Genomic DNA, 18,310 nt, shown 5'->3' on the forward strand with positions numbered 1-18,310 from the left:
CGTCGTCGCCGAAGCGAGGCGGCAGCCGAGGTGTGAGGGGGCGATTCAGGATGAGCCTCTTTCGTAGAATCCCCCTCACCCCCGCTATCGCTTGTCGCGACGACGACAGGGTCGTCGCGACCCTCTCCCCGCGTGCGGGGAGAGGGGGGGGGGGAGCCGCGGCATCCGCGGCGATCAATGGCCCCTCGTCGCGGCTCGCCTCTACCCCCCATCCGCGTCGGGAAACGCCAGACACCCACCCCGCAACGCCCCGAACCGGATCACCCGGCGGGCCGACAGCGGCCCGAGGCGGCGGTGGCGCTCGTAGGCAAGCCCCGTCGTCGCGGCGGCGACGTCCTCGCCGTGGCGCAGGATCAGCAGGGCCTTGAGCAGGCTCCACGGGTGTTCCAGCCCGCCGAGGATCGCGGCGAGCGCCGAGGGATCGGCGGCGTCGAAGGCGGCGATGACCGGGGGCAGCTTCAGGCCGGCGGCGCTGGCGAGGCCGGCCAGGATATCCTCGGTGCGGCGCAGGCCCGCCCAGCGTTCGAGCTGGATGGCCCCCGGCGGGGCGGCGGCGAAGCGTTGGCGCACGAAGGCGTCGGAGGAGGCAAAGCGCGCGAGCCGCGGCTCGGGGACCGGAGCCGTCAGGGTCTCGGCGACGGTCTCGATCAGGCGCTCCGGGTCCGGGTCGTCGTTGCGGTGGAGGTCGAACCGCAGTTCGGTCAGCGCCCGCGCGCGGGTCAGGTCGAGGAGCGCCGGACGATGCTCGGGCGGCAGGTCCGGCCGGAGCGCGAGGCGCAGCGTCACCGCCTCGCTCTCGCGGGCTTGGCTCAGCAGCCCGCCGAGCCCTTCGGGCGAGAAGCGGGCGTCGGGATTGTCGAGGAGCCGGGCGGCGACGCGGGCGCCGCCGCGGCGCACCAGCGCGTCGGTGACGGCGGGGGCGAGATCGGGGCGCACGGCCAGGGCGAGGCGATGGGCCTCGCCGCCCCGCTCCGCGATGTCGGCCAGAAAATCCGGCGGCAGGCTGGTGCAGCGGGCGAGCAGCGGCGCGGCGACTGCGGCGGCGGCGTCCCCGGCGAGCGCCCGCGTGGTGCGGGGCGGCCCGAGCCGGAGGTCGGCCAGTCCCTCGGCGAAGGTCTTTCGCGCGTTCGTGTCGATCTGGCCGCACAGGCCGTGGAGCAGGGCATCGAAGGCGGGTTTTTCGGCTAACGGCAGCCGCGACCAGCGCTTGGTCAGGAGATCGGCGGAGTCCAGCACGAGCTGCGATTGCCGTGCCCGGTCGCCGTCGCGCAGCGCCTGCTCGATGCGGGCCACGAGGGCGTCGAGCTGCGCCCGGGAAGAGGGCCGCGCCGTCACGCGTCAGGACGCCTGCCGCACGGCGGACGCCTCGGCCAGACTCTCTTCGCGCCGCAGGGCGTTGATCAGGTAGGGGTGCCAGAGCCCGAAGCTCTCGTGCACGGCCTTGTCCACGTCGAAGAACCGGAACGGCTTCTTCAAAAAGCCCGAGGCGCCGAAGGTGGCGAGCTGGCGCCGCATGCCCTCCTCCATCGCCGCGCCGGTCATCAGCAGCCGCGCGCCGGGATGCCGGTCGTTGATGCGGCAGGCGACCTCCAGGGCCGGATAGTCGGGCAGGTTCATCTCGATGATGGCGAGATCGATGCCCCGCCGCTCGCTCACCCGCACCGCCTCGTGCCCGCCCGAGGCCTCGATGACGTTGAAGGTGAAATGGCTCTGGCCGAGCAGCTTGCGCATCAGCGCGCGGGTGGCGCGGCCGGGATCGACCACGAGCAGGTCGAGACGCCGGGCGATGACGCGGGCCGCGTCGAGCACGCGCTCGATGTGGGTGTCGCCGAGCGGCTTGAGGATGACGTCGTAGGCGCCCAGCCGCGTCGCGACCGAGGGCCAGCGCGGCGCCAGCATGTCGGTGACGAGGACGATGAGCCCCTGTGGGTTCTCGCTGCTGTGCCAGCGGGCGATGTCGGCGCCGTTGGTCTGCGGCAGCGCCACGTCGATGAACAGCACGTCCACCCGGCTTTCCGCCAGCAGCCGGTCGAGCGCCACGCCGTCGGCGGCCTCGATCACCACGGCGTCCGGGGCGATGCGCTGCACCGCCTCGACCAGGGTGAGCCGGGTCTCTTCGTCGGGGTCGGCGACCAGGATGGTGGGTGCGCTCAAGGACGGGCCCCGTCGGGTCGGGACGGCCTGTCCCCTGGGCTCACCCTAAGCGAAGGTTCCTAAGAAACATTCCTTTCGCGGAACCCGGACTCGGGGCCCCCGCCCCGCGGAGGATCGGACGCGGGGACCCCGAGCGGTCGGGGGAGGTCAGGAACGGCCGCCGTGGCTGGCCTCGCCGCCCTTCTTGCCGGCCTCGGAGGCCTTCTCGCGGTCGTTGGCGAAGTTGCCGCTGCTCTTCTGGCCACCCTTGTGCCCGGCTTCCGAGGCCCGCTCCCGGTCCTCGGCGAAGTTGCCCGAACCGCCGCGATGCTCGGATTTTCCTTGATTGCCGTTTGATTGCGTCAAGGCTGCATCTCCTTCTCAGGTTACACCGGGAAAAACCCGAGACGATGAGCGGCGTTCCGAGACTATTTTCGGAATTTGCACAACATATGCAAAGCGCACGGACGATTTAAGTTAAATCCGTCATCAGTATCAGGCTATTGATGCTCCCCTAACATTCGATACATCTGGTTTCGATACCCTGCGGGTGCCGACGCGCCGGGGCGATCCCGGGCCCCGCGAACGGCCGAAAACCGGCATCGCCGCTCCGGACTCGCGTTGGAGCGCCACAGGTCCCATATGATGGCCTCGCTCCCGAGGCGGGCTTATTGCCCCTCGGCGCCGCGCCCCCGCCCCACAGGACCCATGCCGCAAACGGAACACGAGCCCATGAGCGCCGGACACGCCCTTAACCCCACGGCCGCGCTCGAAGGCGGCGACGACGCCGTGCTTCCTTTCGCCGTCGAGGCGCTCGACCTGCGCGGGCGCGCGGTGCGACTCGGGCCGTCGATCGACACGATTCTGCGCCGCCACGGCTATCCCGATGCCGTCGCCCGACTGATCGGCGAGGCGGCGGCGCTGACGGCGCTGCTCGGCGCCTCGCTCAAGCTGGAGGGCCGGTTCCAGCTCCAGACCAAGACCGACGGGCCGGTGGGGATGCTGGTGGTGGATTTCGAGGCGCCCGACCGCCTGCGCGCCACCGCCCGGTTCGAGTCTGAGGCCGTGGCGGCACTCGGCGCCAAGGCGCGCGCGCCGGAACTGATGGGCCGCGGGCATCTCGCCATGACGATCGATCAGGGCGCGACCCAGAGCCGCTACCAGGGCGTCGTGCCCCTCGACGGCCAGGGGCTGGAGGAGGCCGCGCACCAGTATTTCCGCCAATCCGAGCAGATCCCGACGCTGGTGCGCCTCGCGGTGGCCGAGCAGATGGAGGCCGGCGAGAGTCGCTGGCGCGCGGGCGGCCTGCTGGTGCAGTTCCTGCCGACCTCCCCCGACCGCCTGCGCCAAGCCGACCTGCCCCCCGGCGACGCCCCGGAGGGCCACGACATCCTCACCGGCCAGCCCGCCGAGGACGACGCCTGGACCGAGGCCCGCAGCCTCGTCGGCACGATCCAGGACCACGAGCTGATCGATCCGGCGGTGTCGAGCGAGCGGCTGCTCTATCGGCTGTTCCACGAGCGCGGCGTGCGGGTGTTCGAGCCGCAGGGGCTGGTCGAGCGCTGCCGCTGCTCGCAGGAGCGGGTGATGGGCATGATCCGCTCGTTCTCCCCCCAGGAGCGCCACGACATGATCGCCGACGACGGCAGCATCGCGATCACCTGCGAGTTCTGCTCGCGCCGCTACGTACTCGACCCGGCGGCGGTGGAACGGGAGATCGCGGCGGCGTCGTGAGGCGTCAGTCCCCCGACTGCGCCGACCACGTCGCGTGCCGCACCTCGGGCCGGGCCTCCAGCGCGGTCGTCACCGCGTCGAGTTCCTTCGCCTGCACGGTCGTCGCGGTCAGCGTGGCGATGACGTCGACCGCCTCCTCGCCGCGCTCCTCGACCTCGATGGCGCCGACCGGATAGCCCGCCGCCTCCAGGCGCTCGACCAAGAGGTCGCGGGCCGGGCCGGAAAGGTCGGGGGCCACCGTCACCTGCACCTCGTAGGTCGCCTCCGTCGCGCTCTCGTCGATGGGGATGCGGTCGATCAGGTTGACGAGCGGGCGCAAGAGCGTGTTGCCGGCGAGCACCGCGGCGGTGACGAAGCAGGCCTCCAGCGGCAGGTCGGCCCCGGCGAAGGCGCCGACGGCCGCCGAGCACCAGAGCGTGGCGGCGGTGTTGAGGCCGCGCACGTTCATGCCCTCCTTCATGATGACGCCGGCCCCCAGGAAGCCGATGCCGGAGACCACGTAGGCGACCACGCGGGTCGCCCCGTCGCCGCCGGTCAGCCGCATGCCGAGATCGACGAAGGCGGCGGCCCCCAAAGCCACCAGCACCGCCGTGCGCAGGCCCGCACTGCGCTGCCGGTACTGCCGCTCGACGCCGATCAGGGTGCCTAGCCCGAAGGCGGTGGCGAGGCTGATCGCCGAGTTGAGGGCTTCGGGCGTCGGGAAGGGAAAGGGGCCGGGCATGCGTCGTCCGTGTTGGTGCGGCGCCCCCGCTGGCGGAGAAGCGTGACGCTGGCATGACGCACGTTTCGCAGAAATCGCACGCAGTTGAAGCCGCGCGCCCCGCGCCCCACGGGCAAATCGCCCTACCTGACCGGCGGCCGGCGCCGCGGGATTGACGGGGCGCGGCGGCACCGGGCACACCGGAACCAATGTGGGCACCTTAAGAATAAGCCCAAAGAATAAGATCACCGTGAGGAGATGCGCATGAGGCAGGCCGCCCATCCTGCGAACGCCCGGTCGTCAATCCGCGGGGTCGCCTTCGCATGAGCGGGCAAGCCCTCGCTTCGGCGCCCAAAGCGGACGGCGTCCGCGACCGTCTCCTGCAACTGCGCGACGGCCTCGCCCACGGCTTGATCGGTGCCGACAAGCTGGTCGAGCGCCTGCTGATCGGCTTGCTCACCGGCGGGCACCTGCTGATCGAGGGCGCGCCGGGGCTGGCCAAGACCCGCGCGGTCAAGCGCCTGTCGGACGGGCTCGACGGCTCCTTCGCCCGCGTGCAGTGCACGCCGGACCTGATGCCCGCCGACCTCACCGGCACCACTGTGTGGCGGCAGGACCAGGGCGAGTTCGAGTTCCTGCCCGGCCCCCTGTTCCACTCGCTGATCCTCGTGGACGAGGTGAACCGCGCGCCCCCCAAGGTGCAGTCGGCGCTGCTCGAATCCATGGCCGAGGGCCAGATCACGGTGTCAGGCCACACCCACCGCCTGCCCGACCCCTTCATGGTGGTGGCCACCCAGAACCCGATCGAGCATGCCGGCACCTTCCCCCTGCCCGAGGCGCAGCTCGACCGCTTCCTGCTCCACGTCGTGGTCGAGATGCCGGACGAAGCGAGCGAGCGCCGTATCCTCGACCTCGTCGAGGGCGAGCTGAACCACCACGCCGAGGCGATGCCGGTGAAGCTGTCGGTCGCCGAAGTCATCGCCGCCCGCGAGGCCGCGCTCGCCACCTACGTCTCGCCCGCGCTCAAGGACTATCTCGTGCGGCTGGTGGCCGGCACCCGCACCGACGCGGTGGCGCCGGAACTGCGCGCGGCGATCGAGCACCCGGCCTCGCCCCGCGGCACGCTCGCCCTGATGGTCGCCGGCAAGGCCCGCGCCTACCTGCACGGCCGCGACCACGTCGTCCCCGAGGACATTTCGGAGCTGGCCGCCGACGCGTTGTCTCACCGCATCGGGCTGACGTGGCGCGCGGCCGCCGAAGGGCGCACCACGCGGGGCATCATTGCCGGGCTGGTCGAGCGGACGCGGGCGCTCTGAGATGGCGGGCTCCGCCGCCGCGACCGACCCTCTGGAGACGCCCGGCATCCACCTCTCGGGGGCCGGGCTGATGAGCCTGCGCCACCTCGCCCGGCGCGGCGTCTCGCCCTCGACCAAGACCATCGCCGGGCTCCCCGGCGGCATCGTCACGCGCAAGCGCGGGCGCGGCTCGGAGCCCGACGACGTGCGGCTGTGGTCGGAGGGCGACGACCGCCGCTTCATCGACCGCAACGCCACCGCCCGCACCGGCGAGCTGCACGTGCGCACCCACCACGACGAGCGCGACCGCGCCGTGGTGCTGCTGGCCGACTTCCGGCCCTCCATGCTGTTCGGCACCCGCCGCGCGCTTCGCTCGGTCGCGGGCGCGGAGGCACTCGCCCTGCTCGGCTGGCGCATCGTCGGCGACGGCGGGCGCATCGGCCTGATCGTCGCCTCCGCGGGCGAGCCCGTCGTGGTGCGCCCGGCGGGCGGCGAGCGGGCGATGACGGCGGTGACCGGGGCGCTCGCCCACGCCCACGCGGCGGCGCTCGCGAGCCCGGCCAAGGACGACCCGCCGCTCACCGACACGCTGGCGCTCGCCCGCTCGCTGCTGCCGTCCGGCGGTCACCTCGTCATCGCCACCGCCCTCGACGCGCCGGGCCCGGAGATGGAAAGCCTGCTGACGGCCCTCGCCGAGCGCCTCTCGATCCGCCTGCTGCTGGTCAGCGACGCCTTCGAGCGCACCCGCCCGCCGGGCTTCTACCCCTACGCCGTGCCCGACGGCCGCCGCGGCACCGTCGAGGCCGGGCGCAGCGCGGCGCCGATGACCGACACGGAAGAGCGGCTGGCCCGCCTCCACGCCTGCGGCGTCGAGGGCCTGCGCATCGATGTGGAGGGCGGGCCGGAGAGCTACGCGCCCCTGATGGAGCGGCTCGATGCGGTGCTTTGAGAAAAGTCGCCGCCGCATAACCCTCCCCCCAACGGATGTCGGGCTTGCCCGACATCCGCAAGGGATTGTCCAAGTCGAGCAAGCCCGACTTGGATGGGGGAGGGTGTCGGCGGAGCGGACGGGAGAGGGGAACCACGCCTCCGCTTGGCCGCCCTCGTCCAGTTCCCTCCGGCACCGTCGCTCCCCTCTCCCGACCCTCGCTTACGCGAGGCCCACCCTCTCCCGCAGAGGGGAGAGCGATGCTCGGCGGAACCGTCGCGACCATGAACGGTAGCCCCCCTCCCCTCGACCTCTCGGCGCTGCGCCCCCTCCACCTCCCCACCGGCGGCGGCGGCGCCGTGCAGCCCGAGGTCGTGGCCGCCATCGCCATCGGCTTCGGCCTCGCGCTGCTCGTCGGCCTCATCCGCATCGTCCGGGCTCGGCGCGGCGCGTCCGTCCGGCGGGCGGCGCTCCGCGAACTCGCGCTCGCCCAAAACCTCCCGCCGGAGCCCCGGCGGGTGGCGCAGGCGCGACTGCTGCGGCGGCTGGTGCGGACCCTCAAGGGCGAGGAAGCCGCCCGCACCCGCGGCCCCGCCTGGGCCGAGACGCTCGACACCACCTTCGCCACCGATTTCTTTCGGAACGGCGCGGGACAGGCCTTCACGGACGGCCTCTACCGTCGCCCCGGCTCGACCGACTCCCAAAAGATCGATGACGGCCTGACCCGTCTCCTCTCGCGGATCAGGGCCTGAACCCGATGCCCGCTTGGCTCACCGCCCTCGTCTCGGCCTTCGATTTCGCCGCGCCCCTCGCGCTGCTGCTGCTGCCCCTGCCGCTCGCCGCCGCCCGGCTGATCCCGCCGGAGCGCGAGGGCGGCAGCGGCGCGCTGCGGGTGCCGCCCTCGCTCGTCGGCGACACCGAGAGCGCGGGCGCCGTCGCGGCCCGCGGCCGGCGCCGCCTCTGGCTCACCGGCACGCTCTGGGTCGCCCTGGTGGTGGCGCTTGCCGGCCCCCGCCTCGTCCTGCCGGCGACCGCGCTGCCGGCCTCGGGGCGCGAGATCATCCTGGCGCTCGACCTGTCGGGCAGCATGGAGCGCCGCGACTTCTCGCTCGACGGCGAGACCGTGAGCCGGCTCGCCGCGGTCAAGCGCGTCGGTGCCGACTTCATCCGCCGCCGGGCCGGGGACCGCATCGGCCTCGTCGAGTTCGCCGATCAGGCGTTCGTGGCCGCCGCCCCCACCTTCGACACCGCGAGCGTTGCCCGCACGCTGGAAGAGGCCACCATCGGCCTCGTCGGCCGCTCCACCGGCATCGGCGACGGGCTCGGACTGGCGCTCAAGCGCCTCGCCCCGGCCCAGGTCGCGAACGCGGAGGGCGGCGGCCCGCCGCCCGCGCGCGACAAGGTCGTGGTGCTCTTGTCGGACGGGGCCAACAACGCCGGCCAGACCGCGCCCAAGGATGTCGCGGAACTCGCCAAAAGCCTCGGCGTGCGGGTCTACACCATCGCGCTCGGCCCCATCGACATGGCCGACAACCCCAACAACGAGCAGGACGTGGTCGATGTCGAGACCCTGCGGGCGATGGCGGCGGCCAGCGGCGGTCGCGCCTTCCGGGTGAAGACCACCGAGGATCTGGAGGGCGTCGCCGACGCCATCGACGAGTTGGAGGGCGGGCGCGCCCAGGCCCCGCCGCTGCCGCTGCGGCGCGACCTCTGGCCCTGGCCCGGGGCACTGGCCTTCCTCTGCGCCTGCGCGCTGCTGGCGACGAGGCGCCGCCTATGATCGAGAGCCTCACCCTGCTGCGCCCGCTCTGGTTCCTCGCGGTGCCGGTCGTCGCCCTCCTGGCCCTGCGGGCGGCTTGGCGCTCGGCCCCGCTGGGCGACTGGGCCAAGGCGGTCGATCCGGCGCTGATGGCGCTGCATGCCCGCCGCGGCGCGGTGCTCGGCGGGCGGCGGCAGGCCAACCTCGCGGCGGCCATCGCCGCCGGCATCCTGGCGCTCGCGCTCACCGGCCCGGCCATGGAGCGGCCCGAGGCCGCGACCTTCCGCAACCTCGACGCCACCGTGATCGTCCTCGATCTCTCCCGCTCGGTCACCGACGGCGGGCGCTTCAAGGAGGCGCGCCAAGCGGCGGAAGCCGTGGCGGAGGCCGCGGGCACCCGCTCGGTCGCGCTCCTGATCTACGGGGGCGACGCCTACACCGCCGTCTCGCCGACGACCGACCGCGAGGCGATCAGCACCACCCTGTTCGCGCTCGACGCCGACACCGTGCCGGACCGCGGCACCCATCCCGAGCGCGGCCTCGCGCTCGCCCGCCGGACGCTGGACGAGGCCAAAGTGGTCGCCGCCGACGTGGTGCTCATCACCGACGGCGACGGCATCGGCCAGGCCGCCGAGCGCGAGGCGGCGGCGATCAAAGCGAAGGGCTGGCAGCTCCACGGCCTGTTCGTGCCCGCCGCCAAGGCCCTGCCGCCGGGCGCGCCGCCGACCGACCGCGCCGCCCTCGACCGCCTCGCGGCGGCGGGCGGCGGCCGGGCCGCCGACATCGACGGCCCCCAGGCCGTGCTCGACCGGGTCGGCGCCTCGACGGCGCAGCACCTCGCCGCGGGCGGCTACGGCGTGCTCGCCTTCGCCGATCTCGGCCGCTGGCTGCTGCTGCTGGCGCTGGTGCCGGTCCTCCTCCTGTTCCGCCGGAGCGCGTGATGACGGCGCCGCTCGATCCCCGTACGCTCCTGAATGCCCACCCCCTCGGCCGCCTCGCCCCCGGCGCCTTCCCGCGCCGTTGGCGCAAGGCCGCCCGGATCGGTGGGCTGGCGCTGGCGGGCCTCGGAATCCTCGGCCTGCTGCTGATCTCCGAGCCGCGCACCACCCTTGGCCGCGCCCTGCTGGCCGCGGGTTTTCCGGGGGCCGCCCTCTCGGTCTTCGACCAGCCGAACTGGCGCGCCGCCGCGCTCTACGAGGCCGGGCGCTACGGGGAGGCCGCCGCGTTCTACCGGACGCAAGGCAAGCGCGGCGCCTACAACCTCGGCAACGCGCTCGCCCGCGCCGGCGATCTCAAGGGCGCGCTCGACGCCTACGACGAGGCGCTGACCTACAACCCGCGCGACGCCGACGCCCAGGCCAACCGCTCCCTCGTCGCCCGGGCGATGCAGGAGGAGATCGACCGCGGCAAGGGCGGCGGCATCGCCAACGCCTCGGCCCAGTACGGCGCCCGCTACGGCAACAGCGCCAACCAGGACCAGAACGACGACATCAAGGCCACCGCCAGCGGCGAGGGCTTGGCCGGCAACAAGGAGGCGGGCTCGTCGGCCTCGCTGCCCGGCACCAGCCCGGTGGCGCGGCGCGGCAAGTCCGAGCAGCAGGCGATGGATTCCGGCAAGGGCCAAGCCCGCGGCTCGGCCAGCGACGCGGCGGGCCGCGGACGCCAGGGCGCCGGCTCGGCCATGGTGGCCGCCGCGCCCGAGAAGGAGGCGCGCCGCGTGACGAAAAGCTTCGAGGCGCACGAGATCCACCCCGACCGGCTCTGGCTCCAGACCCTGCCGGACGAGCCCGGCCGCTTCCTCAAGCTGCGCCTCAAGGCCGAGCAGGGCCGCCGCATCGAGGCCGGCACCGCGATCCCGGGAGGCAGCAACCCGTGGTGATTCTTTTGGGATTTCTTTTGGGGCGCGCCGCCGCCCAGAACCCTCCCCCCCAACGGATATTGGGCTTGCCCGATATCCGCATCCTGCTTGCTCAAGTCGGGCAAGCCCGACTTGAGGTGGGGGAGGGTGCCCGCGGAGCGGGCGGGAGAGGGGAACCACGCTTCCGGAGATTTCTCCTTCGACTGCGGACAAGCGGCGCCGTCGCTCCCCTCTCCCGCCCCCCTTCGGGGGCCACCCTCCCCCGCGGAGGGGGGAGGGGTTGGGTCGCGCTCGTCCTTCTGGCCTTCCTCGGCTTCGCCACCCCCGCCCGCGCCATCGACCCCGGCGACCTCACCTTCACGGTCACCCCCGAACTGCCCGCGGGCGGCGCGGCCTATGCCCGCGAGATGGTGCTGCTCCACCTGCGCGGGGTCTACCGCACGCAGATCCTCCTCGAAGAGGTGCGCCAGCCCGCGCTCGTGAATTTTTCCTGGACCCAGCTCGGCCGCGACACCTGGGGCCGCACCCGCCTGCCCGACGGGCAGATGGCGATCGAGTTCCATCGCACCATCGCGGTGTTCCCGCAGCACACCGGCACCTTCACCATCGATCCGTTCATCCACCGCCTGACCATCAACGACAACGGCGAGCGCAAGGTGATCGACGTGCGCTCCGAGCCCGTGCCGTTCCCGGTCGCGCCCTGGACCGGCCAGGGCGGCGGGCCGGACGCCGCCGAGCCGTGGTGGCTGCCCGCCCGCGACGTGGCGATCACCGACCACTGGGACCCCGACCCGGAGACGATCAAGATGGGCGAGACCGCCCGGCGCATCGTCGTGCTGGAGGCGCAGGGCATGCTCGCCGAGGGCCTGCCGCCGCGCCCCGTCATGCGCACCCGCGGCATCGCCACCTTCGCGGGCCCGGTGAAGCGCGAGACCATCATCACCCCCACCGGCCCGGTGGCGCGGGCGACCTACCAGTGGGACGTGAAGCCCGGCGTGCCCGAGGTCATCCCCTTGGACGCCATCAAGATTCCCTGGTTCGACACCGTGTCCCGCACCATGCGCGAGGCCGAGATTCCGGCCCGCCAGATCGGCGGCGGCCTCGCCGACCGCGAAGAGGACCTGAAGCCCCCCGCCCCCGCGGGCTGGCCGGTGCTGGCGGCGGCCGCACTCGCCGCCTTCGGTCTCGGCATCGCACTCATCGGCTACGGCACCGGCCAGGGCCGTCTGCGCCTCGACCGGGGGCAGGCCCGCGCCCTCAAGCGGGCGGCGGGAGCGAACGATGCCCGCGCCTTCCGCGCCGCGCTGGGGGAGGCGATGCGGGCGCATCCCGACCTCGCCGCCCTGTGGCGGGACGATCCCGCGGTCGCGCCGGGGATCGCGGCCCTCGACACCCACCTGTTCGGCAACGGGACGGCGCCCGCGCCCGACCTCGCGGCGCTCGCGAAGGCGCTGGTTCGGCCCCGGCGCCCGGTCGGCGGCCCGCTCGCTTCTGAGCCCCACCTCGCCCCCCTCGACGGTCCGCTCGCGAAGGCGTGAGCGGGCCGCCGGAACGGCCGCGTTTGCGCCCCGGTTGAGACCGGCACGCGCCTTCCGCCCGGGAGCCGCCGGTTCCACGGAGACGCTGGTGAACGCGCCGATCCCCTACCACCCGTCCGTCGAGCAGCCGCGCACCGACGAGGACGACGTCCACGCCGAGATGCTGGCGACCTTCGCCAAAATCCAGTCCACCACCTTTGCGGATTACGGCCGGGCGGTGCGCGGCGTCCACGCCAAGAGCCACGGCCTGCTCGAAGGCCGGCTCGAGGTGTTTTCGGATTTGCCGCCCGAGCTGGCGCAGGGCGCCTTCGCTCAAGGTGGTACCTACGACGCGATCCTGCGGTTCTCGACCAATCCGGGCGACATCCTCGACGACAGCGTCTCGACCCCGCGGGGTCTCGCGCTGAAACTCGTCGGCGTCGAGGGCGCGCGGCTGCCCGGCGCCGAGGGGGCGACGCAGGATTTCGTGATGGCCGACGCCCCGGCCTTCACGGCGCCGGACGACGCCGCTTTCCTCAAGAGCCTCAAGCTGTTGGCCGCCACCACCGACACCCCGCAGGTGTTCAAGAAAGCCTTTTCCGCGGTTTTACGCGGCGTCGAGACCGTGCTGGAAAGCGTCGGCACCAAGAGCCCGACCCTGATCTCCCTGGGCGGCCACCCCGAGACCCACATCCTCGGGGAGACCTTCTTCAGTCAGGTGCCGGTGCGCTGGGGCGACTACGTCGCCAAGGTCGCGGTCGCTCCCGTCTCGCCCGAGCTGACGGCGCTGACGGGCGCCGCCCTCAACGTCAACGGCAAACCGAATGGGCTGCGCGAGGCGGTGACCGCGTTCTTCGCCGAGCACGAGGGCGTGTGGGAGCTGCGGGCGCAGCTGCGCACGAACGACGAGAGCATGCCGGTGGAGGATGCCTCGGTGCCGTGGCCGGAGGGCGAGAGCCCCTACGTCGCGGTGGCCCGCCTCACCGTGCCGCGCCAGGACGCCTGGAGCGAGGACAAGCAGCGCCGCATCGACGACGGCCTCGCCTTCAGCCCCTGGCACGGGATCGAGGCGCACCGCCCGCTTGGCGCCATCATGCGGGCGCGGCGTGCCGCCTACCCGGCCTCCGCTGGGTTCCGGGCCGAGCACAACGGCTGCCCGATCCACGAGCCGGGACGGTCGCTACCTTAGCTCGGCCAGCGCGTCGGCAAGGGCATCGACCTGCGCCTCGCTGTGGGCCGCCGAGAAGGCGACCCGCAGGCGGGCGGTGCCCGGCGCCACCGTCGGCGGGCGGATCGCCACGACGAGAAAGCCGCGTTCTTCCAACGACTTGGAGAGCGCCAGCGCGGCCTCGGCCTCGCCCACCAGCACCGGCACCACCGGGCTCTGCGCCTCGGGCAGGCCGAGCCGGGCGGTGAAGCGGCGGGCCAGCATCAGCGGCCGGGCGGCGAGCGCCGGCTCGGTCTCGACGATGTCCAGCGCCGCGAGCGCCGCCGCCGCGGAGGCCGGGGGCAGGCCGGTGGTGTAGACGAGGCTGCGGGCCCGGCTCGTCAGCAGGTCGATGACGGGGCGCGAGGCGCAGAGGTAACCGCCGTAGGAACCGAGCGTTTTCGACAGCGTGCCCATCTCCAGCGGGGCCCGGGCGCCGGGCTCGACCACCCCGAGGCCGTGGGCGTCGTCGACCAGGGTCCAGGCGTCGAACTCTTCGGCGAGCGCCAAAATTTCGGGCAGCGGCGCCCGGTCGCCGTCCATGCTGAAGATGCGCTCGGTGAGGATGAGGGCGCGGCGCGCGGAACCGCGATAATCACGCAAACCTCCTCGAAGCTGCTCGATTCGATTGTGCGAAAACACCTCGATTCGCGCCCCCGACATCCGCGCTCCGGCAAACAGGCAGGAATGGCCGAGTTCGTCGATCAGGATCAGGTCGCCGGGGCCGACCAGAGCCGGGGTGATGCCGAGATTGGCCAGATACCCGGAGCCGAACACGAGCGCCGCGTCCTTGCCCTTGTGCCGGGCGAGCCGGGCTTCGAGCGCGGCGAGCGGCGGCGAGTGGCCGGTGACGAGTTGCGACGCCCCGGCCCCGGCGCCGTAGCGGGCGAGCGCCTCGGCGGCGGCGGCGACGACGCGGGGATCGTGGGACAGGCCGAGATAGTCGTTGCAGGAGAACGACACGAGGGTGCGCCCGCCCCGCTCGGCGAAAGCCCCGGGACCGCGTGAGGTCGGCACGAGTCGGCGGCGGAGTGCGGCCGCGTCGAGGCCGGCGAGTTTGTCGGCGGCGAAGGCGTCGAGGCTGTCGGACATGACGCCTCAAGCGGCCCGAGCGCTGGCGATGTCAAGCGCCCCCGGCCGGGACGGGCCGGGGGCGTGACCCGTCAGTCCAGAACCTCGACGATGCGGTGGCTGCCGTCGACCAGCACCGGCTGCCGGTTGACCACGGTGTAGCGGTAGCCCGGCTTCACCCGGTACTCGCTCGGCACGTCGTAATAGGTCACGCCGCTCGCCGGCAGGGTCGAGCCGACCGCGACGCGGCCGTCGTAATCGTAGGAGCGGACGTTGCGCTCGCGCACGTAGGAGCGGAAGCGCGGGCGGTCGTCGATGCCCAGGATGCCCCCGACCGTGCCGGTCGCGGCGCCGACCGCCCCGCCGACCACGCCGCCGACCGGACCCGCCGCGGCGGCCCCCGCCTCGGCCCCCTCGGCCGCGCCGCGGATCGTGCCCTGGGCCTGTGCGACCGCCGGCAGCGCCAGCAGCGAGGCGGTGACCGTTGCGAGCCAGAACTTGTTCGTCATCGCTGTCTCCTTTCGTCGGCGTGCGGGGCGGGGCTTCAGCAGCCTTCCTTGTGAACGGTCTTGGAATTGCCGGCACCGTCCTCCTTGTGGACGGTCTTGGAGCCGCAATCGACGCTGCCGGTGGTGACCTCGCGGTGCTCGACCACGCCCTCGCGGCGCTCGACCGACACGTCCGGCCGGGTCTCGCTGCGGATCACGGTTTCTTCGGCCCGGGCAGTATTGGCGGCAAGGCCAAGCGTCAGCAGGCCGGCCGCGGCCATCAAATGTTTGCGCATGAGCGTACTCCCGAGATTTGTTATCGATGTGGCGAGAAACTTACGCCCTCGAAAAACGGTTCCGGGATTTTTCTGCTTGCTCGGCTCGGAAAGATCTGCATCCAGCGGTCGAAAACCGGCCGGTAAACAGCCGATACGATGCGCCGGCATGGCCCGGCGCCCGAACCGCCGGGGCCCGCGGCCCCGTCGCACGGCGAAAAAGGGCCGCCCCCCCGGACGGGAGCGGCCCTGATCGAGGGCGGACCGGAACCCGGCCGCCGGCTCACATCGACCGGCTCACATCGGCTTGGGATACGTCTCGGCACCCCGGCCGGGACTTGAAGAACCGCCCGGCCTCGACGAGGGACGCCGACGCCGCGGGACTATGGTGGAGGACGCCGCACCTGTCTGCGGCTCTGAGGCAGGCGGCCTTGACCGAGCGTCCCCAAATTCTTGGTCCAACAATTTTTAGGACCGGCTTCCCCGGCCCGCGGCGGTGACGCTCGGGTCCAACGGGGAGAGTCAAACAGGCGGTTCTATTGACGATCTCCAGATCCGATACGAAACAGGGCTACCGTCGGGTAGTGTTTCAGTTTGAAATTTGACGCCGACCCGGCCCGCTCGGCGTTGCTGTCCCGTACCCTCGCGATCCGTCCCCCGCTAGCGTATGCTTTGCGCCAAGCAGGAGACTGAATATGCGTTCGACAGTTTATGCCGACGAGCTAGCTACGGGCATCAGCGGTGACGCCAGGGTTGAGCGACTCCAAGTCCACGGCACGGGCGATGTCGAAATTCGTTTCTCGTGGTGGAAGAACGGTAACCTCGCAACTCGTCCGCTCGATGTCACAGAGGAGCACCTGCTTGATCTAATGCGATCCGGGATTCTGGCTGGGGTCTTTACCGACACTTTCATGAAACAGCTTGAGCAGATGTTGAATAAGCACCTGAACGGGGGGAGCATTTAGCCAAAGCCCACCGGACCTAGGGGTCAGCAGCGTCCCGCCGATGTCATCGGCAACGCCGTGGAGGTAATGCGGATTCCGACTTAGGAAGAGCCGGAGGACTACGGCCCGGCCAAGCCCGATAAGAACGAGGCGGCGGCCGAGATGGGGCGGAAAGGCTTTGCCGCGCTGTCTGCGACCATGACGCCGGAGTGGCGGGCCGAGATTCGCACGGAGGGCTAAAGCCAAGCGGTGGGAGAAGTAGCTCTATCGAGCCGATGACCCTTGACCACTTCCGATTTTCGCCCTCAAATGAGGGAAGAAAACGGAAGTGAGGTGATACGATGCAAGCCGTCGTTTACAGCGAGCCGTACGAGGTCGAGCGCCGCCTGAAGCAACTCGATATCCCGGTTGAGGCCCTGGTTAGGGCAGCGCAGGCAGGCCACACCGCGTTGGTAACTCGAAGCCCAAACGACCCGCCATCCTTGCCTGGGACAAACGCGTGGGGGCATACAGTTCGCGCAGTACGCGATGAACTTCTGGCTATAGGCGGCTGGCGCAAAGACGACCCAGGCAACTTTTCTCTTACCATTAACGACGAACTTGGTATAAATATATATGTATCAAGCGGCGATATGTACACTGGAAGGGAACCACCTTATAGACAACCTAAAACGAAGTCACCAAAGGGCCTCTACGCGGAGGCAGCGATCAAGATCAACACGGCTCAGGGGGATTTGTTCGGCAACTTTCAGAGCGATCTGGTCCGAAAGGCGATCACGCTGGGACATCCGACTTGGTTTTATCTCGTTTATATCACCGATGATGAGATAAGGGCTGAGCTTTCATTTCCAGATGACTTCATGGACAATGAAGTGAGTAGCTGGAAAGAACGTATCATCATCAGGTATATCGGGACCGATCCCGGTGTCATCAATACGACCAAAGACTTCGGACCCGACTTCGACGTTCCAGTGCTACGCAAAAAGTGATCATGTTCAATAGCAAAAGACTGACAGTCGCTCGGCAACGAAAGCTCTACACAAAAAAGGAGCTTGCCGAGAAAATTGGCGTTGAGCCACGCACTGTCTCTGGATACGAAGCTGGTGATTATCCTCCTAGCGATGAGGTATTTGAAAGGATTGTGCGGGAGCTGAAATACCCCCGCGATTTTTTCTTGGCTGACGACCTTGATATCGCCGATCAGGGCGGCGTTAGCTTTCGGTCAATGTCAAAGATGTCAGCTCGGCAGCGGGACGCAGCCGTCGCTGCGGCTTCGCTCGCATTTACTCTAAGCGACTGGGTTGATCGCGCCTTCGATCTACCGAAAGCGAATCTACCCGACTACGACGACTATCCGCCGGAAGTGGCTGCGGCAGCCCTACGGCAATTGTGGGGAATCGGAGAGCGCCCCATCAAAAATATGGTACATCTCCTTGAAGCAAAAGGCGTCCGCGTTTTCTCACTTGCTGAGAATTGTGTCGAAGTAGACGCCTATTCTCTTTGGCGGAGCCGTAAGCCGTACATTTTCTTAAACACCGTCAAGTCAGCAGAGCGCCGTAGATTTGATGCCGCACACGAACTCGGACACCTTTTGCTACATAAACATGCCGCACCAAACGGGCTCAATGCGGAAAAAGAAGCACAAGAATTTGCTTCTGCATTCCTCATGCCTACAACAAGCATGAGAGGGATTGGTCGCATCGCGCCTTCTGTTAGTACCTTAATTGCTCATAAGCATCAGTGGAATGTATCTGTTTCTGCAATGGCATATAGACTTCATTCTTTGCAGTTAATATCGGACTGGCATTATCGGTCTTTGTGCATAGAGATACAGCAAAGAGGCTACAGGACGAAAGAACCAAATGGCTCTCGCCCTGAAACTTCCCAAGTCTGGCAAAAGGTATTCTTGTCCATGAGGGAAGATGGCGTTAGCGCCGAAGAGCTGGCTTGCAGGCTGGCCCTTCCATCAGATGAATTAGTCAAGCTTGTTTTCGGCTTGGTAACGATTGGCTTGCCATCCGCACGCGAGGGCGTCAGCAGTACGAAGAGGGCTGAACTCCGACTTGTGAAGGGATGATCCTTTTGCTTGAAGCCAAGCATAAAAGCTCAGACACATAGGGCACGAACAAGCTGCCTCTCGCGAAGCGCGTCCAAATCTTGAGCATGCTCTGCGAGGGTTCCTCAATGCACTCCATCAGCAGCGTGGTACGTGTCGATCGACACCGTGAAACTGCTAGAAGACGCCGGCTGGGCCTGTGCGGTCTTCCATCACGGCACAGCGCGGCCCCGACGCGGGCGGCATTGGCTCAGCGTTTTAAAATTTATGGGTCCAATAATTTTGGGACCGGCGTCCTCGGCCCGCGGCGGTGACGCTCGCCTCTGATGGGGAAGGTCGGACAAG

19 protein-coding genes are annotated in these 18,310 nt (G+C 70.0%); 12 read left to right on the forward strand and 7 right to left on the reverse strand.

Annotation, left to right across the window (positions count from 1 at the left end):
• Positions 1-201 precede the first annotated feature (201 nt).
• From AAHG03_RS15675 to AAHG03_RS15685, 3 genes are all read right to left on the reverse strand, one after another.
• Positions 202-1,335, reverse strand: coding sequence for a DUF2336 domain-containing protein (locus AAHG03_RS15675; RefSeq protein ID WP_342151614.1), 1,134 nt, complete (start codon positions 1,333-1,335; stop codon positions 202-204).
• Positions 1,336-1,338: 3 nt separating this feature from the next.
• Positions 1,339-2,154: a response regulator gene (locus tag AAHG03_RS15680; protein WP_342151615.1), complete on the reverse strand. Its 816-nt coding sequence runs from the start codon at positions 2,152-2,154 to the stop codon at positions 1,339-1,341.
• A 147-nt stretch (positions 2,155-2,301) separates the two neighbouring features.
• Positions 2,302-2,499, reverse strand: a complete 198-nt coding sequence (locus AAHG03_RS15685; RefSeq protein ID WP_342151616.1) for a con-10 family general stress protein — start codon at positions 2,497-2,499, stop codon at positions 2,302-2,304.
• Positions 2,500-2,865: 366 nt separating this feature from the next.
• Here AAHG03_RS15685 and AAHG03_RS15690 point away from each other — a divergent pair, with 366 nt between their 5' ends.
• Positions 2,866-3,867, forward strand: coding sequence for an Hsp33 family molecular chaperone (locus tag AAHG03_RS15690; RefSeq protein ID WP_342151617.1), 1,002 nt, complete (start codon positions 2,866-2,868; stop codon positions 3,865-3,867).
• Between the two features lie 4 nt (positions 3,868-3,871).
• Here AAHG03_RS15690 and AAHG03_RS15695 read toward each other — a convergent pair whose 3' ends face one another.
• The gene (locus AAHG03_RS15695) at positions 3,872-4,588 is read right to left on the reverse strand and encodes an MgtC/SapB family protein (protein ID WP_342151618.1); all 717 of its coding nucleotides are present in this window, start codon (positions 4,586-4,588) and stop codon (positions 3,872-3,874) included.
• A 302-nt stretch (positions 4,589-4,890) separates the two neighbouring features.
• On the opposite strand from AAHG03_RS15695, the gene AAHG03_RS15700 reads away from it, so the two are divergent.
• The 8 genes from AAHG03_RS15700 to AAHG03_RS15735 all read left to right on the forward strand — a co-directional run bounded on the left by AAHG03_RS15700 (position 4,891) and on the right by AAHG03_RS15735 (position 13,113).
• Entirely contained in the window at positions 4,891-5,883 is a 993-nt protein-coding gene (locus AAHG03_RS15700; protein ID WP_342151619.1) for an AAA family ATPase, read from the forward strand.
• Between the two features lies 1 nt (position 5,884).
• Positions 5,885-6,811, forward strand: coding sequence for a DUF58 domain-containing protein (locus AAHG03_RS15705; protein WP_412759753.1), 927 nt, complete (start codon positions 5,885-5,887; stop codon positions 6,809-6,811).
• Positions 6,812-7,050: 239 nt separating this feature from the next.
• Positions 7,051-7,542 carry a DUF4381 domain-containing protein gene (locus AAHG03_RS15710; protein WP_342151620.1) on the forward strand — a complete coding sequence of 164 codons (492 nt, stop codon included), beginning with the start codon at positions 7,051-7,053 and terminating at the stop codon, positions 7,540-7,542.
• Between the two features lie 5 nt (positions 7,543-7,547).
• Positions 7,548-8,570, forward strand: coding sequence for a VWA domain-containing protein (locus AAHG03_RS15715; protein ID WP_342151621.1), 1,023 nt, complete (start codon positions 7,548-7,550; stop codon positions 8,568-8,570).
• Entirely contained in the window at positions 8,567-9,490 is a 924-nt protein-coding gene (locus AAHG03_RS15720; RefSeq protein ID WP_342151622.1) for a vWA domain-containing protein, read from the forward strand. The genes AAHG03_RS15715 and AAHG03_RS15720 overlap by 4 nt, the downstream gene beginning before the upstream one ends.
• A complete protein-coding gene (locus AAHG03_RS15725; RefSeq protein WP_342151623.1) occupies positions 9,490-10,428 on the forward strand; it encodes a tetratricopeptide repeat protein in 939 nt (312 codons plus the stop codon). The genes AAHG03_RS15720 and AAHG03_RS15725 overlap by 1 nt, the downstream gene beginning before the upstream one ends.
• A 278-nt stretch (positions 10,429-10,706) precedes the next feature.
• On the forward strand, positions 10,707-11,945 hold the full coding sequence (locus AAHG03_RS15730; protein ID WP_342151659.1) for a hypothetical protein: 1,239 nt from the start codon (positions 10,707-10,709) through the stop codon (positions 11,943-11,945).
• An 88-nt stretch (positions 11,946-12,033) separates the two neighbouring features.
• Positions 12,034-13,113: a catalase family protein gene (locus AAHG03_RS15735; protein ID WP_342151624.1), complete on the forward strand. Its 1,080-nt coding sequence runs from the start codon at positions 12,034-12,036 to the stop codon at positions 13,111-13,113.
• Here the strand turns inward: AAHG03_RS15735 and AAHG03_RS15740 are convergent.
• The 3 genes from AAHG03_RS15740 to AAHG03_RS15750 all read right to left on the reverse strand — a co-directional run bounded on the left by AAHG03_RS15740 (position 13,105) and on the right by AAHG03_RS15750 (position 14,986).
• Positions 13,105-14,223, reverse strand: a complete 1,119-nt coding sequence (locus AAHG03_RS15740) for an aminotransferase class I/II-fold pyridoxal phosphate-dependent enzyme (RefSeq protein ID WP_342151625.1) — start codon at positions 14,221-14,223, stop codon at positions 13,105-13,107. The two genes, AAHG03_RS15735 and AAHG03_RS15740, sit on opposite strands and share 9 nt — an antisense overlap.
• Before the next feature lie 71 nt (positions 14,224-14,294).
• A complete protein-coding gene (locus AAHG03_RS15745) occupies positions 14,295-14,711 on the reverse strand; it encodes a DUF1236 domain-containing protein (RefSeq protein ID WP_342151626.1) in 417 nt (138 codons plus the stop codon).
• A gap of 35 nt (positions 14,712-14,746) precedes the next feature.
• Positions 14,747-14,986, reverse strand: coding sequence for a hypothetical protein (locus AAHG03_RS15750; protein ID WP_342151627.1), 240 nt, complete (start codon positions 14,984-14,986; stop codon positions 14,747-14,749).
• Between the two features lie 674 nt (positions 14,987-15,660).
• Between AAHG03_RS15750 and AAHG03_RS15755 the strand changes: the two genes are divergently transcribed.
• The 3 genes from AAHG03_RS15755 (at position 15,661) to AAHG03_RS15765 (ending at position 17,986) form a co-directional block, all read left to right on the forward strand.
• Entirely contained in the window at positions 15,661-15,930 is a 270-nt protein-coding gene (locus AAHG03_RS15755) for a hypothetical protein (protein ID WP_342151628.1), read from the forward strand.
• A 320-nt stretch (positions 15,931-16,250) separates the two neighbouring features.
• Positions 16,251-16,898 carry a hypothetical protein gene (locus AAHG03_RS15760; RefSeq protein WP_342151629.1) on the forward strand — a complete coding sequence of 216 codons (648 nt, stop codon included), beginning with the start codon at positions 16,251-16,253 and terminating at the stop codon, positions 16,896-16,898.
• A 2-nt stretch (positions 16,899-16,900) separates the two neighbouring features.
• The gene (locus AAHG03_RS15765; RefSeq protein WP_342151630.1) at positions 16,901-17,986 is read left to right on the forward strand and encodes an XRE family transcriptional regulator; all 1,086 of its coding nucleotides are present in this window, start codon (positions 16,901-16,903) and stop codon (positions 17,984-17,986) included.
• The last annotated feature ends 324 nt before the right edge of the window (positions 17,987-18,310 follow it).

It is taken from the genome of Methylorubrum subtropicum, assembly GCF_038442325.1.
GTDB classification, from domain to species: Bacteria; Pseudomonadota; Alphaproteobacteria; order Rhizobiales; family Beijerinckiaceae; genus Methylobacterium; species Methylobacterium subtropicum.

Bases quoted from the DNA above. Each gene is read 5' to 3' on its own strand.
- AAHG03_RS15690 (WP_342151617.1), top strand. From the start codon at position 2,866: ATGAGCGCCGGACACGCCCTTAACCCCACGGCCGCGCTCGAAGGCGGC.
- AAHG03_RS15695 (WP_342151618.1), bottom strand. From the start codon at position 4,588: ATGCCCGGCCCCTTTCCCTTCCCGACGCCCGAAGCCCTCAACTCGGCG.
- AAHG03_RS15700 (WP_342151619.1), top strand. From the start codon at position 4,891: ATGAGCGGGCAAGCCCTCGCTTCGGCGCCCAAAGCGGACGGCGTCCGC.
- AAHG03_RS15705 (WP_412759753.1), top strand. From the start codon at position 5,885: ATGGCGGGCTCCGCCGCCGCGACCGACCCTCTGGAGACGCCCGGCATC.
- AAHG03_RS15710 (WP_342151620.1), top strand. From the start codon at position 7,051: ATGCTCGGCGGAACCGTCGCGACCATGAACGGTAGCCCCCCTCCCCTC.
- AAHG03_RS15715 (WP_342151621.1), top strand. From the start codon at position 7,548: ATGCCCGCTTGGCTCACCGCCCTCGTCTCGGCCTTCGATTTCGCCGCG.
- AAHG03_RS15720 (WP_342151622.1), top strand. From the start codon at position 8,567: ATGATCGAGAGCCTCACCCTGCTGCGCCCGCTCTGGTTCCTCGCGGTG.
- AAHG03_RS15725 (WP_342151623.1), top strand. From the start codon at position 9,490: ATGACGGCGCCGCTCGATCCCCGTACGCTCCTGAATGCCCACCCCCTC.
- AAHG03_RS15740 (WP_342151625.1), bottom strand. From the start codon at position 14,223: ATGTCCGACAGCCTCGACGCCTTCGCCGCCGACAAACTCGCCGGCCTC.
- AAHG03_RS15745 (WP_342151626.1), bottom strand. From the start codon at position 14,711: ATGACGAACAAGTTCTGGCTCGCAACGGTCACCGCCTCGCTGCTGGCG.
- AAHG03_RS15750 (WP_342151627.1), bottom strand. From the start codon at position 14,986: ATGCGCAAACATTTGATGGCCGCGGCCGGCCTGCTGACGCTTGGCCTT.
- AAHG03_RS15755 (WP_342151628.1), top strand. From the start codon at position 15,661: ATGCGTTCGACAGTTTATGCCGACGAGCTAGCTACGGGCATCAGCGGT.
- AAHG03_RS15760 (WP_342151629.1), top strand. From the start codon at position 16,251: ATGCAAGCCGTCGTTTACAGCGAGCCGTACGAGGTCGAGCGCCGCCTG.
- AAHG03_RS15765 (WP_342151630.1), top strand. From the start codon at position 16,901: ATGTTCAATAGCAAAAGACTGACAGTCGCTCGGCAACGAAAGCTCTAC.